Origin of the sequence: Micromonospora sp. NPDC052213 (assembly GCF_040679695.1) — a bacterium.
In the GTDB taxonomy this organism is placed as follows: Bacteria; Actinomycetota; Actinomycetes; order Mycobacteriales; family Micromonosporaceae; genus Micromonospora.
Genome location: NZ_JBFAVI010000060.1, coordinates 25,110 through 37,393, shown reverse-complemented (window position 1 = coordinate 37,393; position 12,284 = coordinate 25,110). Strand labels below are relative to the sequence as shown.

The window sequence follows — 12,284 nt, the reverse complement described above, 5'->3', positions numbered from 1 at the left end:
GCGGGGGGGCGGTGGCCCGCGGGGGCACGCCGGCTGCCCGCACAATGACCCGCCGCCCGACCCGACCCGCTAACCCGAACCGCTCGGCCACCGGGCGGGGGCGCCCCGCCCGTTTCCGTCGATCCGGGCGGCTCAGCCGCCGTTGCGGCCCGGCGGACGGCCCGGGGTGGTCGGCTTGGTGTCGCCGCCCGGGGCGGTGCCGCCGCCGGCGCTGATCTGGATGGTCACCACGCCGCCCTTGATGGTCCGGCCGTCGGGGCTGGTGCCCGCCGCCTTGCCCGGGGCGCAGCTCGACGGGACCTTGATGTCGGAGACGACCGCGTCGAAGCCCTCCGCCTCGATCCGGGACTTCGCCTGCTCCACGTCCAGGCACTTCACGTCCGGGATCCGGCGCTGGTCGCCCTCGGAGATCTTCTGGCCCGGGGGCTCGAAGTTGATCCGCTTCTTGCCCTTCATGGCGTCGCGCAGCGTCTCGTAGACCGGCGGGTTGATGCCGTCGCGCTGGTTGTGCTTCATCTTGACGTTGGTCTGCGGCCAGTCCGGGTCGGCCATGATGCCGGCCACCGCGTACTGCTTGGTCATCGCGACCAGCGAGGCGGTCTTCTCCGAGTCGGTGGTGCCGGACTTGCCGGCCACCGGCGCGTCGACGATGCCCCTGACGTTCGCGGCCGTACGGCTGCCGCCGCACCTGCTGGTGGAGGAGTTGTCACCGACCGGGCAGCGGGCCGCGTCCACGGCGGCGCGGGCCACCTCGGTGCTGACCCGCTTCTCGCAGCGCGGGTTGGCGATGTCGAGCTTCTTGCCCTCCGGGTCCTTGATCTCCTGCACCGGGATCGGCTCGCAGTACTTGCCGTCCGCGGCGAGGGTGGCGTAGGCGTTGGCCAGCTCCAGCGGAGTGGTGTCCGTGACGCCCAGGGTGAACGAGCCCCAGTCGTGCGCGGCCGCCTTGTCGTTGGCCCACTCGTTTTCCTTGCTCACCCGGAACTGGATGCCGAGCCGCTTGGCCACGTCGACCACGTTCTCCGCGCCGACCTGCTGCTGGAGCGGCACGAAGTAGGTGTTGATGGAGGAGGCGAAGGCGCTCCACATGTTCTGCACGCCGCCGGCCTTCTTACCGGAGTTGGTCGGGCAGTAGATGTTGGTCCCGGGGCAGGCGGCGGGGCCGGGCTGGATCCTGTATTCCGACCTGAACTGCTGCGGAGCGTTGATCGTGTAGCTGAGCGGGATGCCCTTCTCCAAGGCGGCCACGATGGTGAAGATCTTGAAGGTCGAGCCGGCCTGGTAGCCCGTGATGCCGTCGCCGCCGGTGAGCAGCGGGTTCACCGTGTTCGGGTAGTTGCCGAGCTTGCCCTTCTTTTTCTGCCTCGGGTCGCTGTGCGGCTTGTTCGCCGGCTTCTTCGGGTCGTCGAGCTTGAAGGTGCGGTTGACCGCCAGCGCCCGGACCCGGCCGGTGCCCGGCTCGACCACCGCCACCATGGCGGCTTCCTTGCTCTTCTCCGACTTGGCCTTGCGGACGGCCCTGTCGGCACCCCGCTGGGCCTGCGGGTCGAGCGTGGTGACCACGCTGTAGCCGCCGCTCTTGAGCCGCCGCTCCCGGTCGTACGAGGTCGAGCCGAACGTCTCCTGCTGCATCCACCAGCGGTAGAAGTAGTCGCAGAAGAAGCCCCAGCCCTTCTCGTTGGTCGAGACGCAGCCGTTGGGCGCCCGCTTGCCGGTGACCTTGAGCTGGACGGCCTTCGCCGCGTCCGCCTCCTGCTGGGTGATGGCGCCGATCTCGACCATGTTGTCGATGACGTAGTTGCGTCGCTCGACCGCCGCCTTGTAGCCGCTCTTGGTGGTCGGGTCGTTGGTGCTCGGCGCCTTCACCATGCCGGCGAGCATGGCGGCTTCCTCGATCTTGAGCTTGCTCGGCGGCTTGTTGAAGTAGACCTGGCTGGCGGCGTAGATGCCGTACGCGCCGTTGCCGAAGGCGGCGATGTTCAGGTAGCGCTCCAGGATCTCGTCCTTGGAGAGCTCCTTGTCGATCTGGATGGCGTAGCGCATCTCGCGCAGCTTGCGGGCGCTGGTGTCCTCGGTGGCCGCGACCACGTCGGCCGGGTGGGTCGCCGAGTAGGCGATGGCCAGGCGGACGTACTGCATGGTCAGCGTCGAGGCGCCCTGCTGGCTGGACGCGCCGGACTGGTTGTTGACGAAGGCCCGGGCGATGCCGTTGAGGTCCACGCCGTTGTGCTTGTAGAAGTCATGGTCCTCGGCGGCGATGATCGCCTTCTGCATGATGGGCGCGATGTCGGCCAGCTTCACGTCCCGACGGTTCTCGTCGTACATGGTCGCCAGCGGGGTCTTGCCGTCGGCGGCGTACAGGTAGCTGATCTGCGGCGCGCGGGCCACGGTCAGCTCCTTGGGCAACGCGCCGAAGGTCTCGGCGCCGGCCTTGGCGGCCAGGCCGGACATCGCCACCGCGGGGAAGGCCGCCGCCGCGACCACCACGCCGGCCAGCAGGCCACATATGAGTAGCGATGCGGCGTTGGTCAGCACATTGTGGTCACGTTTCCGCATCCAGGTCACCTCGACAGGGTACGCGAGTAGGGAACGAGGGGCGCCGGGGCTTCTTTCCCCATTTCCTGCGCGCGCCGACCTCGTTGTGCTAAACGCACGACCCCCGGTGCGTGGTTGCGTGAATCCGGCGTCGAGTCTCCCTCCTTCCCGAGGGGGCCCGCAGCGTTTTCACGGACTCCGGCGGGGTAACCGGCGGTCGCGAAGCCCGGGAAGCCGGGAGTGTCCGGAATGATGGATTTAGCCGACAACGTTGCGTAATCGGGCGACTACAGAGCATGATGGGGGCGGCGACCGAGCCACATGTCGTCCGTGCGGCCTTGGGGAAGGCGCGCCGGGCGATCGGGGGGAATTGCCGGCTGGTCCGCGACGGGGTCGGTAGGTACTGCAAGGGGGGACGAGTACACATGGGCATGATCACTGACTGGCCGTCGCTGGCGGCGTGTCAGAACGGGGACCCGGACGCGTTGTTCGTACAGGGCGCCGAACAGAACGTGGCCAAGCGGATCTGCCGGAGCTGCCCAGTCCGGTACGAGTGCCTGGCCGACGCGCTGGACAACCGGATCGAGTTCGGCGTGTGGGGTGGCATGACCGAACGCGAACGCCGCGCGCTGCTGCGCCGTCACCCCCAGGTGACGAGCTGGCGCAAGATGTTCGAGGCCGCGATGAAGAAGAACGCCAAGGACAAGGCCGGCAAGGACAAGATCCTCGTCACCGCCGCCGGCTGAACGCCGTCACGGCCGGCTGATCGCCGCGCCGATCGTCCGCAGCCCGTCGACGTCGTGCACGTCGGCGGGCTGCGCCGTCACGGACACCGCCGGCACCTCCGGGAACGCCTCCGTGAACCGGGCCGCCACCTGCCGCTCGCGTACCGCCTGCTGGGCCAGGGCCGCGTGGGCCCGCAGCACGTCGACGGTGCCCTCGTGCCCACCCAGGTCGGCCAGGCGCTCCGCGGCGGCCATGCTCTCCGCCGCGCCGAGGCCGGGCACCGCCGGCCGGTGCACCCGGTTGAGCACCAGGCCCGCCAGCGGCATCCTCTCCTCGCGCAGCCGGCCCGCGAAGTAGGCGGCCTCCCGGACCGCGTCCGGCTCCGGTGCCGCGACCAGCAGGAACGCCGTCTCCCGCGCCTGGAGGATGCGGTACGTCTGCTCGGCGCGCTGCCGGAACCCGCCGAACATCGAGTCGAGCGCGGCGACGAAGCCGGAGAGGTCGGTCAGCAACTGGGCGCCGAGCACCTTCTGCACGACCTTGGAGAACATCCCGAACGAGGCGGTCACCAGGCTGAACATGCTCCGCCCGCCGGTGCGCGCCGGGGCGAGCAGCAGCCGCAGCATCCGCCCGTCGAGGAAGCGGGACAGCCGGGCCGGGGCGTCCAGGAAGTCCAGCGCCGAGCGGGACGGCGGGGTGTCCACCACGATCAGATCCCACTCGCCCCGGGCGTGCAACTGGCCCAGCTTCTCCATCGCCATGTATTCCTGCGTGCCGGCGAAGGTCGAACTCATCGCCTGGTAGAAGGGGTTGGCGAAGATCTCCGCCGCCTTCGCCTGATCGGTGTGCTGGAGCACCACGTCGTCGAAGGTGCGCTTCATGTCCAGCATCATGGCGTGCAGTTCGCCGCCGCTGGCCTCGACGTCGATCCCCTTGACCTGGCGGGGGGTGTTGTCCAGCTCGGTCAGCCCGAGCGACTGGGCCAGCCGGCGGGCCGGGTCGATGGTGAGCACCACCGTCCGCCGGCCGTGCTGCTCGGCGGCCCGCAGCGCGAGCGCGGCGGCCGTGGTCGTCTTCCCCACCCCGCCCGCTCCGCAGCAGACCACGATCCGCACGCCGGGATCGGCGAGGATCTGGTCGACATCCAGCTGCGGCGCCGCGTCTTCGGAAGGCACCAATCGAGCGTATCGGGCCGGGTCGGTCGCCGTGCCCGTGCCGGTGGCAGGTGTGAGTCAATCCGCCCGGAGGAGGGCCTCGGCCAGCCGGTCCAGCCCGGCGCGGTCCACCCCGTCGGGCAGCAGCGGCAGCTCGGTCAGCGGCAGCCCCAGCTCCATCAGGTCGGCCCGCAGCGAATCCTCCAGCTCGCGGCGGATCGCCTGGTCACGTGCCTCCACGGCGAGCCCGGCGACGGTGTCCCGGTCCGCCGGCAGCCCGGCGGCGCGCAGCCCCCGCTCCAGCTCGGCCGGGCCCACCGCGCGACCCGCGGGCAGCGGCGGCCGGGTGCCGTTGACGATCACCCGGCCCACCGGGAAGCCGAACGAGGTCAGCTCGGCGATCGCGTCGACCGTCTCCTGGACCGGCATCTCCTCCAGCAGGGTCACCACGTGCACGGCGGTGATCGGGGAACGCAGCAGCGCCGCGACCCCCTCGCTCTGGGTCTTGATCGGGCCGACCTTGGCCAGCCGGGCCGTCTCGGCGGTGACGTTCAGGAAGCGGCCGATCCGCCCGGTCGGCGGGGCGTCCAGCACCACCGCGTCGTACGCGCGCCGCTGGTCGACCGTGCGGGTGGTCGCCTCCTTCACCTTGCCGGTGAGCAGGACGTCCCGCAGGCCCGGGGCGATGGTGGTGGCGAAGTCGATCGCCCCGAGCTTGCGCAGCGCCCGGCCCGCCGCGCCGAGCTTGTAGAACATGTCCAGGTACTCGAGGAGGGCCTCCTCGGCGTCCACCGCCAGGGCCCGCACCTCGCCGCCGCCCGGCGCGTCGGTCAGGTGCCGCTCCTCGTAGGGCAGCGGGTCGGTGTCGAAGAGCTGGGCGATGCCCTGCCGCCCCTCGACCTCCACCAGCAGCGTGCGCCGGCCACCGGCGGCCAGGGCCAGGGCCAGGGCGGCCGCGACGCTGGTCTTGCCGGTGCCGCCCTTGCCGGTCACGACGTGGAGGCGGGCCGGCCACTGGGTGCCGGCCGGATCGGCCGGCCGCTCTGCTGCTCGCACCCGTCGAGCCTATCCAGCGGCCGGGCTCAGGCGACCTCGCAGACCCACCAACCCGTCTTCTTCACCACGGTGAACCGCAGGTCCTGGTCGGCGACCTTCTCGTCGGCGGTGGTCATGGTGACCTTGGTGGTGACCGTGGCGCGGTCGCCGGTCTGGTCGTCCACCTTCGGGCTGCTCCACCGGAACCGGGGGTTCTGGTGGGCCGCGACGTACTTCTCGACCTCGGCGACCTTGGCGGCGATCTTCTTCTCGTCCCGGGACGAGGAGCAGACCAGGGCGGCCGCCCTGCCCGCGTCGCGGTCCTTGTAGACGGCGGTGAGGAACTGGTCCACGGCGACCGTCGGCTCCTTGGCGCCCTCGCCGCTCTCGACGTTGCGCAGCGTCAGGAAGGCGACGACGCCGCCGCCGGCGCAGAGCAACAGGATCACGGCCAGGGCGATGGCGGCGATCAGCACGCCGCGCTTCTTCTTCGGTGCGGCGGGCGGCTGGTACGGCGGGTACCCGGCCGGGGGCGGCGGGACCGCCGGGTCCGGGGCTGCCACCGGCGTGGGCGGCGGGTACCCGGCCGGGGGCGGCGGGACCGCCGGGTCCGGGGCTGCTGCCGGCGCGGGCGGCACGGCGGGGCCGGGAGCGGCCGGGACGTCCGGCTGGCCGGCCGGCGATCCGGTGGGGCCGCCGCTGGGTGGTTGGGTCATCTCTTCCCCCGGGGTGCGACGTCGTCGCCTGCCCCGGCGACGAGCGTGATCGAGCTGGCGGCGAGCCGGCGAGCGCCCGTCCGACCGGAAGGGTAGCGGTCGGTCGGCCGGTTTCGCGGGGCGGCAGGTGCGGCCTCGTCCCTGACCAGGGATGTGTCGCATATGTGACTCGGCGTGACCGGGCGTGCGCGTCCTGTTGGCGGGACTCTTCCTCCGGCCCTACGTTCTCACCGGCGCGGGGGGACGGTCGGGCACCGGGGCCCGGCCCGCAAGGCGATGACGTGACCAGGTACGACGTCCGGAGGCAAGGCATGCGCGACGTGGACAACATCCCCCGAGCACAGTTCCCGGCGGGTGACCGGGCGTGGCTGACCGGGGCCGGTTCCTCCGGCGAGACCGAGGGCGTGGCCGGCGGCCTGCCGATCAACGAGCGGTCGTACCGGCGGTTCGCCCCGCCCGTCGAGGTGGTGCGCACGGCCGGCCGGCCCGGCGCGCGCGGCCGGGACGAGGAGGAGCCCGGGTACGTCATCCACCTGCCGATCCGGGTCGCCGACCTGGCGGCGGCCACCGCGCTGGCCGGCACCGTCGCCACGTCGCTGAGCTTCCTGCCGGAACTGGACGCGGGCGAGACGACCGTGTCCACCGCGGACGACCAGAACAACCGGCACCGGGTCTTCTGCGACCTGCTGCTGCCGGACCGGTCGCGCTGCCCGCAGCCGTACGAGCACAGTGGCCCCTGCGGGGAAGTGCCCACTGCCCCGGAGCAGCGTCCCGCACCCCGGCCGGCCGCCGGACCGTAGGCTGTGCGTCGAAGAGTCGTACTCCATCCAAGGGAGCCCTCCACCGATGCAGAAGTGGGAATACGCCACGGTCCCGCTGCTGGTCCACGCGACCAAGCAGATCCTCGACAACTGGGGCGAGGACGGGTGGGAACTCGTCTCCGTGGTTCCCGGCCCGAACCCGGAGCAGCTCGTCGCCTACCTGAAGCGGCCGAAGGCATGAGCGAGCGGAGCGAGCGAATCATCGGGATCAGCGTGTCGGTGCCTCATGGCGCCGCCGAGCGGAGCGAGGTGGCGGCATGAGCAGCGGTCCGCACGGGAAGCTCGCCGAGCTCGGGCACACGCTGCCCGAGGTGGTCCCGCCCGTGGCCAGCTACGTGCCGGCCGTGCAGTCCGGGCAGCACGTCTACGTCTCCGGGCAGCTGCCGATGGCCGAGGGGAAGCTGCTCGCCACCGGCAAGGTCGGCGCCGGCGTCTCCGCCGAGCAGGCGAAGGACCTGGCCGAGCGGTGCGCGCTCAACGCGCTGGCCGCGATCGACTCGCTGGTCGGCCTGGAGAAGGTCGTCAAGGTCGTCAAGGTGACCGGCTACGTCGCCGCCGCCCCCGGCTTCACCGCCGTGCCCGGCGTGATCAACGGCGCCTCCGACCTGTTCGGCGCGGTGTTCGGTGAGGCCGGCCGCCACGCCCGCGCCGCCGTCGGCGTCGCCGAGCTCCCCCTCGACGCCCCCGTCGAGGTCGAGGTCATCGTCGAGGTCGCCTGACCCGCGCCCACCCCGCGATCTTGCACTGCCCGCCCCGGCAAAAGCCGTGAAGTGGGACGTATCCCGGGCGGAAACTGCAAGATCGCGGGGAGTGGCGGCGGGGGCCGTACGATCGCAGCCATGACCGGGCACTTCACCGCGCCGGCAGCGGCGCTCGCCGACCAGCTGCCGGGTTGGGTGACGCTGCTGCGTGCCCCGAACCCGGGGCCGATGACGCTCGACGGCACCAACACCTGGCTGCTACGCGCCCCCGGCCAGGAGCACGCCGTCGTCGTCGACCCGGGCCCGGCCGACGAGGAGCACCTGGCCGCGGTCGCCGCGCGGGGGCCGATCGGGCTGGTGCTGATCACCCACGGCCACCCGGACCACACCGAGGGCTCGCCCCGCCTGCGCGACCTGCTCGACGGGGTGCCCGTGCGCGCGGCCGACCCGGCGCACACCCTCGGCGGGGAGCCGCTGACCACGCCCGGCGACAGCCTCGGCGGCCCCGGCCTGGACATCCGGCTCGTGCCGACCCCCGGCCACACCGGCGACTCGGTCTGCTTCGTCGTCGCGCACGGCGACGAGCGGGTCGTGCTCACCGGCGACACCATCCTGGGTCGGGGCACCACCGTGGTCGCCCACCCCGACGGGCACCTCGGGGACTACCTGGCCAGCCTGGAGTTGCTCTCGACGTACCGGGGGATCCCGGCGCTGCCGGGGCACGGCCCGGCGCTGGCCGACTGCGCCGCCGCCGCGGAGTTCTACCTCGCCCACCGCCGGGCCCGGCTCGACCAGGTCCGGGCGGCGGTCGCCGAGGGGGCCACCACCGCCGCGGAGGTGGTCGCGAAGGTCTACGCGGACGTCGACCGGTCGCTGTGGTGGGCGGCCGAGTGGTCGGTGCGGGCCCAACTGGAACACCTCGGGCGGGAATCCGGCGCGGGCACCGCGGGGTTGGAGCAAGCGTGACCTGCCCGGTGTGCGGAACCGTAGCCGTCCCCGGCGCCCGGTTCTGCCACAACTGTGGGGCCGCCCTGCCGGCCGCCGCGACGCTGCCGGCCGCCGAGCGCCGCGTGGTCACCGTGCTCTTCGGCGACCTGTCGGACTTCACCTCCTGGTCGGAGGACCTCGACCCGGAGCGGGTCGGCGCGGTCACCGACCGGGTGCTCGCCGCCCTGGCCGGCGCGGTCAAGACCTTCGGCGGGCACGTCGACAAGCTCACCGGCGACGGGATCATGGCGGTCTTCGGCGCGCCGGTGGCGCACGAGGACGACGCCGAGCGGGCGGTCCGCGCCGCGCTGTCCATGCAGCGCGCGGTCCGCCGGGTGCTCGACGACGAGCGCGGCGGCGGCGCGCCGCTCGGCCTGCGGGTCGGCCTGAACACCGGCGACGTGATCGCCGGCATCCAGGCCGCGATCGAGTACACGGTCATCGGCGACACCGTGAACACCGCCGCCCGGCTGGCCGACGCCGCCGCCGTCGGCGCGGTCTACGCCGGGGCCCGCACCTCCGCCGCCACCCGGCACGTCGCCTCCTGGCGCGCGCTGCGGCCGCTGCGGCTCAAGGGCAAGCGCGAGCCGGTCGAGGCGTACGAGCTGCTCGGCCTCCTGGACGCGCCGGGCACCCGGTCCGGCCTCGGTGACGAGGCCCCGTTCGTCGGCCGGGAGACCGAGATCGGCCGGGTCGCCGGCCGGCTGGCCGAGGTGATCGACCGCGGCGAGCCCCGGGTGCTCCTGATGACCGCCGAGGCCGGGCTCGGCAAGTCCCGGTTCGCCGCCGAGGTGGAACGCCTCGCCGCCGGCTACGACGTGGGCGCCGGCCGGTACGCCGCGCACACCGGCGCCCGGGTGCTGTCGGTGCGCTGCGCCGCGTTCGGCGAGCGGCGCCGGCTCGCGCCCCTGGCCGACCTGGTCCGGGCGGCGGTCGGCCTGCCCAACGACGCCGCCACCGCGCTGACCCGACCGGCCGTCGAGGAGCGGCTGCGCCGGCTCAACCAGCGGCTCGGCCGCGCGGGTGGCGACCCGGCCCCGGTCGCCACCGACCAGTTGATGGCCCTGCTCGGCTACGCCGAACTGCCCGGCGGCGGCCCGGCCGACCAGGGCGAGTGGACCAACCCCCAGCAGCCCGCCGACGCCGACGCCGTGCCGAACGCGGTCGCGGACCTGCTCAGCGCCCTCGCCGCGGAGGCACCCCTGGTGGTCGTCGTCGACGACCTGCACGACGCGACCGCGGAGACCATCCGGGCGCTCGGGCTCGCCCTGTCCCGGCTCGCCGGCCCGGTGCTGGTGCTGCTGCTCGGCCGCCCCGAGCTGGTGCGCACCGCCGGGGCGCTGACCCGGGTGGCCGACGCCGAGGTGCACGCGCTGCCACCGCTGCGCGGCGCCGACGCGGCCCGGCTGCTCACCAGCTACCTCGGCGGGGGCAAGCTGCCGCAGGCCGACACCGACCGGCTGCTCGCCACCGCCCAGGGCAACCCGTTCTACCTGGCCGAGCTGGTCACCCTGCTGATGGAGCGGGGTGCCCTGACCGCCGTCGCCGACCGGAACGCCCCCAGCCCGGGGGCCTGGCGGCTGGCGCCCGGCTCGCTCGGCAGCCGCCTGCTCTCCCGCGACCTGGCCGCGGTGCTCGCCGCGCGTATCGACGCGCTGCCCGTCGACGCCCGCTCGGTGCTGCGGGACGCGGCCGTGGTCGGCGACACCGTGCCGGCCGGGGCGCTGGAGGCGCTGCGCGAGCAGCGGGCCGGCCGGGACGGCCGCCCGGCGGCGGTGGTCGCCGTCGAGCTGGAGCGGGCCGTCGACGAGTTGCTGCAACGCCGGATGCTGCACCGCACCCGCACCGGGTACGCCTTCGCCACCCCGCTGATGCGGGAGGCCGCGTACGCCGGCGTGAGCAAGGCCGAGCTGGCCGAGCGGCACGCGGCGCTGGCCCGCTGGGCCGCGACCGACCCGCCGGCCGGGGCGGGCGCGCCGGGCGGCTTCACCGGGGCGGCCCGGGACGTCTTCGTGGCCCAGCACGTGGAGCGGGCCGCCGCGCTGGCCGACGCGGTCGGGCTGCGGCCGGACGCCCCGGCGCGGACCGTCGTCCCGCTGGGCGTCGCCGCGCTCGGCGGGGCCGCCCGTCGGTCGTTGCAGGCGGGCGAGCCCGCGCTCGCCGTGGAGTACGCCGAACGAGCCGCCGAGCTGGCCCGCGACGGGGTGCCGGCGGCCGACCGGGTGGTGCACGCCCGGGCGCTGCTCCAGATCGGCCGGCCCGCCGACGCGCTCGCCTCCGCCGAGAAGATCGCGGCCAACGCCGGCGACGAGTCGGCCGTCCGGGCCAGCGCGCTGCTGCTCGCCGGGCAGGCCCACCAGACCATGGGTGACCAGGCGCGGTCGGAGGCATGCTGGCAGGAGGCGTTGCAGGTGGCCACCGACGGCGGCCTGCCGACCCTGCGCGCCTCGGCGATGCGCCGCCTCGGCATGGCCGACTTCATCGCCGGGCGGCTGGGGCAGGCGAGCAGCCGGCTCGCCGCCTCGTACCAGGTGAGCCGCCAGGCGCAGGACCGCCGGGGGCAGGCGTGGTCGTTGCAGAACCTGGCCTGGGTCACCACCACCCGGGGCGACTTCGCCGGGACCGACGCGGTGCTCGGCCGGGCCGCCCGCCTCTTCGCCGAGCTGAAGGACCCGTACGGGCGGGCGTGGCTGCGGGGCACCACCGCGTTCGCCCGGCTGCTGGCGGGCCGGCTGCGGGAGGCGTGCCGGATGGCGCGGGTCTTCCTGCCGTTCGGCGAGCGGGTCGGCGAGGCGTGGGCGGTGGGCACGCTGCGGGCGGTGGAGGCGTACGCCACCGCCGAGCTGGGCGAGCTGGGCGAGGCGGACCGGGGGGCCCGCCGCGCGTACCGGGAGTTCGCCGCCGCCTCCGACGACTGGGGGCAGGGCTTCGCGCTGGTCGTCCGGGGGGTGGTGGCGCGCGGGCTGGGCGAGCCGGAGCACGCCGCCGACCTGCTCACCGACGCGCTGCGGTACGCCCACCGGACGTCGCACCCGCTGCTCACCGGCATGGCCGGCACGCTGCGGGGATTCGTGGCGCTGGACATGGGCGACTACGACACGGCCGAACGCGCCGCCCGCTCGGTGCTGACCGCCGTCGAGCCGCACAACCCGCAGGCGCCCGCCCAGGTGGCGCCCCGGGTGCTGCTGGCCACCGCCCGGCTGGCCGCGGGCGACTCCGCCACCGCGGTCGGGCTGCTCGCCCCGGTCGCCACCGTCGCCGCGACCGTGCCCTCGCTGCTCTTCTCCCGCCGCCAGACGATGGCCCGGTACGCCGCCGCGCTGCTCGCCCACGGCCAGCGCGAGCAGGCGCTGGACTGGGCCCGGCGGGCGGTCGCCGCCCCGGCGGAGGACGTGCGCAGCCAGGTGGTCGGCGCGATGGTGCTCGCCGAGGCGCTGGCCGCGTGCGGCCGGCCGGCGGAGGCGCTGGCCGCCGCCGAGGAGGCGGTGCGCCTGGCGTACGGGACCGAGCAGCGCAGCGAGCGCGCCGCCGCCGACGCCCTCCGCGCCCGCCTCGCCACCGGCTGATCCCTGGCCGGCTCGGCGGGGCCCTGGCCCGGGCAGGTCTGGC

The 12,284-nt window shown here is 74.3% G+C and carries 10 protein-coding genes; 6 read left to right on the top strand and 4 right to left on the bottom strand.

Features of this window, described 5'->3' with window-relative positions:
- Window positions 1-132: 132 nt before the first annotated feature.
- Window positions 133-2,556: a penicillin-binding protein gene (locus tag AB0L34_RS16825; protein WP_363705363.1), complete on the bottom strand. Its 2,424-nt coding sequence runs from the start codon at window positions 2,554-2,556 to the stop codon at window positions 133-135.
- Window positions 2,557-2,960: 404 nt separating this feature from the next.
- On the opposite strand from AB0L34_RS16825, the gene AB0L34_RS16820 reads away from it, so the two are divergent.
- Window positions 2,961-3,281 (top strand): WhiB family transcriptional regulator, encoded by a 321-nt coding sequence (locus tag AB0L34_RS16820; RefSeq protein ID WP_319460489.1) that lies wholly within the window; start codon window positions 2,961-2,963, stop codon window positions 3,279-3,281.
- Between the two features lie 6 nt (window positions 3,282-3,287).
- Here the strand turns inward: AB0L34_RS16820 and AB0L34_RS16815 are convergent, their stop codons facing one another.
- Genes AB0L34_RS16815 through AB0L34_RS16805 form a run of 3 tightly spaced genes read right to left on the bottom strand, consistent with a single transcriptional unit; the run spans window position 3,288 to window position 6,166 of the window.
- Complete coding sequence (locus AB0L34_RS16815; RefSeq protein WP_363705362.1) at window positions 3,288-4,439, bottom strand: ArsA-related P-loop ATPase; 1,152 nt, start codon at window positions 4,437-4,439, stop codon at window positions 3,288-3,290.
- 54 nt (window positions 4,440-4,493) lie between these two features.
- On the bottom strand, window positions 4,494-5,471 hold the full coding sequence (locus tag AB0L34_RS16810; RefSeq protein ID WP_363705361.1) for an ArsA-related P-loop ATPase: 978 nt from the start codon (window positions 5,469-5,471) through the stop codon (window positions 4,494-4,496).
- A 26-nt stretch (window positions 5,472-5,497) separates the two neighbouring features.
- Window positions 5,498-6,166, bottom strand: a complete 669-nt coding sequence (locus tag AB0L34_RS16805; protein WP_363705360.1) for a hypothetical protein — start codon at window positions 6,164-6,166, stop codon at window positions 5,498-5,500.
- Window positions 6,167-6,477: 311 nt separating this feature from the next.
- Between AB0L34_RS16805 and AB0L34_RS16800 the strand changes: the two genes are divergently transcribed.
- From AB0L34_RS16800 to AB0L34_RS16780, 5 genes are all read left to right on the top strand, one after another.
- Window positions 6,478-6,966, top strand: coding sequence for a hypothetical protein (locus AB0L34_RS16800; protein WP_357456588.1), 489 nt, complete (start codon window positions 6,478-6,480; stop codon window positions 6,964-6,966).
- Between the two features lie 46 nt (window positions 6,967-7,012).
- Complete coding sequence (locus tag AB0L34_RS16795; RefSeq protein ID WP_013736319.1) at window positions 7,013-7,168, top strand: DUF4177 domain-containing protein; 156 nt, start codon at window positions 7,013-7,015, stop codon at window positions 7,166-7,168.
- Between the two features lie 76 nt (window positions 7,169-7,244).
- Entirely contained in the window at window positions 7,245-7,706 is a 462-nt protein-coding gene (locus AB0L34_RS16790; protein ID WP_363705359.1) for a RidA family protein, read from the top strand.
- 120 nt (window positions 7,707-7,826) lie between these two features.
- The gene (locus tag AB0L34_RS16785; protein ID WP_363705358.1) at window positions 7,827-8,654 is read left to right on the top strand and encodes an MBL fold metallo-hydrolase; all 828 of its coding nucleotides are present in this window, start codon (window positions 7,827-7,829) and stop codon (window positions 8,652-8,654) included.
- The gene (locus AB0L34_RS16780; protein WP_363705357.1) at window positions 8,651-12,241 is read left to right on the top strand and encodes an adenylate/guanylate cyclase domain-containing protein; all 3,591 of its coding nucleotides are present in this window, start codon (window positions 8,651-8,653) and stop codon (window positions 12,239-12,241) included. The genes AB0L34_RS16785 and AB0L34_RS16780 overlap by 4 nt, the downstream gene beginning before the upstream one ends.
- The last annotated feature ends 43 nt before the right edge of the window (window positions 12,242-12,284 follow it).

Excerpts from the sequence above, each read along its gene's own strand:
- AB0L34_RS16805 (WP_363705360.1), bottom strand. The coding sequence starts at position 6,166 with ATGACCCAACCACCCAGCGGCGGCCCCACCGGATCGCCGGCCGGCCAG.
- AB0L34_RS16795 (WP_013736319.1), top strand. The coding sequence starts at position 7,013 with ATGCAGAAGTGGGAATACGCCACGGTCCCGCTGCTGGTCCACGCGACC.
- AB0L34_RS16790 (WP_363705359.1), top strand. The coding sequence starts at position 7,245 with ATGAGCAGCGGTCCGCACGGGAAGCTCGCCGAGCTCGGGCACACGCTG.
- AB0L34_RS16785 (WP_363705358.1), top strand. The coding sequence starts at position 7,827 with ATGACCGGGCACTTCACCGCGCCGGCAGCGGCGCTCGCCGACCAGCTG.
- AB0L34_RS16825 (WP_363705363.1), bottom strand. The coding sequence starts at position 2,556 with ATGCGGAAACGTGACCACAATGTGCTGACCAACGCCGCATCGCTACTC.
- AB0L34_RS16820 (WP_319460489.1), top strand. The coding sequence starts at position 2,961 with ATGGGCATGATCACTGACTGGCCGTCGCTGGCGGCGTGTCAGAACGGG.
- AB0L34_RS16800 (WP_357456588.1), top strand. The coding sequence starts at position 6,478 with ATGCGCGACGTGGACAACATCCCCCGAGCACAGTTCCCGGCGGGTGAC.